Origin of the sequence: Shewanella sp. SW24 (genome assembly GCF_025653395.1) — a bacterium.
GTDB classification, from domain to species: domain Bacteria; phylum Pseudomonadota; class Gammaproteobacteria; order Enterobacterales; family Shewanellaceae; genus Shewanella; species Shewanella oncorhynchi.
The window spans coordinates 1-649 of the sequence record NZ_JAKKSH010000082.1 but is presented as its reverse complement, the minus strand read 5'-3'; the positions used below and the strand labels follow the sequence as shown (position 1 = coordinate 649).

Below are 649 nucleotides of genomic sequence, written 5' to 3'. Positions count from 1 at the left end.
GCGATAACAGCTTATGCTGCTGGGTTCCCCCATTCGGACATCGTTAGCTCAAATGCTTGTTACTAGCTCGCCAACGCTTTTCGCAAGTTACTACGTCCTTCATCGCCTCTGACTGCCAAGGCATCCACCGTATACGCTTAGTCGCTTAACCATACAACCCAAATGAGTTTCACTCACCTGCGYCGCATTGCGACCAGCTTGGTTTTACTTGTCTCACTTCTGACCAAAGAAGTGGACGCGCCTTAGACGCAAACTATTCAATAAAGAATAATTTACTATTGAATATTCAAGACACTTAATAAAGTGTTTGAGAACTCATGTTCAATGCTTTCGCATTAAACGTTTTGTAATTAATCACATGACAGACTCATGCAATTAAATACTATCAGCTTTCCAAATTGTTAAAGAGCGGGCTTAAAAAAGCCAAAGATAATTTTTAAGTTTATCTTTGGCATCTCTATCCATAGTGCATATGCCTTATTACTTTTCAATAAAGTCAGAATAAGGTGTAAATGGTGGAGCTATGCGGGATCGAACCGCAGACCTCCTGCGTGCAAGGCAGGCGCTCTCCCAGCTGAGCTATAGCCCCATTTACATGCAGTGCGAGTAAGTAAGATGTTCCAAACCTCTAAAAGGATTGGTTTGCCAA

Annotated in this window: 1 tRNA gene and 1 rRNA gene; both read right to left on the bottom strand. The window is 42.1% G+C overall.

The features are described 5' to 3' along the window. Nucleotides 1–151: ribosomal RNA gene (locus L5M17_RS23015) — 23S ribosomal RNA — on the bottom strand; the annotation flags it as partial. Between the two features lie 362 nt (nt 152–513). Then, nucleotides 514–589, bottom strand: a tRNA-Ala gene (locus tag L5M17_RS23010). Nucleotides 590–649: the final 60 nt, after the last annotated feature.